The organism is Caballeronia sordidicola (genome assembly GCF_000729995.1).
Lineage (GTDB): Bacteria > Pseudomonadota > Gammaproteobacteria > Burkholderiales > Burkholderiaceae > Caballeronia > Caballeronia sordidicola_A.
In genome coordinates, this window is the sequence record NZ_JNFG01000190.1 from 1 (window position 1) to 347 (window position 347).

The following is a 347-nucleotide window of genomic DNA, read 5'->3' on the forward strand; positions in this document are numbered from 1 at the left end:
GCTCCATTTGGCCGTCGCGGTAGCGCGCGCGCTGATTCCCTACCCAGGTACCGAGCGCTGTCCCATCAGGCAGCACGAAGTCTAGCGGCACATTCACATGGCCTTGCCGTGCGCCAAATTCCTCCAGCGCGGTATAGGCGGCTTCCCAGCGGGCATCCAGCACGCCAGCGTCGAAGTCGAAGCCTAGGGCGGCCAGCCGATCACGCCTGGACAGGTCGATCTGACGGCTGCGTTGGTTCCGGGACCAGTCGGCCAGATCCGTACCGTCTCCCAGCACCTGGCGCTGAGCAACGCGCAGGTGGCCATGCACCTCCTTGAACGCCACCAGCGCATGAGACCGTTTCTCC

The 347-nt window shown here is 65.1% G+C and carries 1 protein-coding gene; it reads right to left on the bottom strand.

Annotated elements, in window-relative coordinates:
- The coding region (locus tag FH08_RS0134340; RefSeq protein WP_031362680.1) for a helicase associated domain-containing protein at positions 1 to 347 on the bottom strand (347 nt) is incomplete at both ends.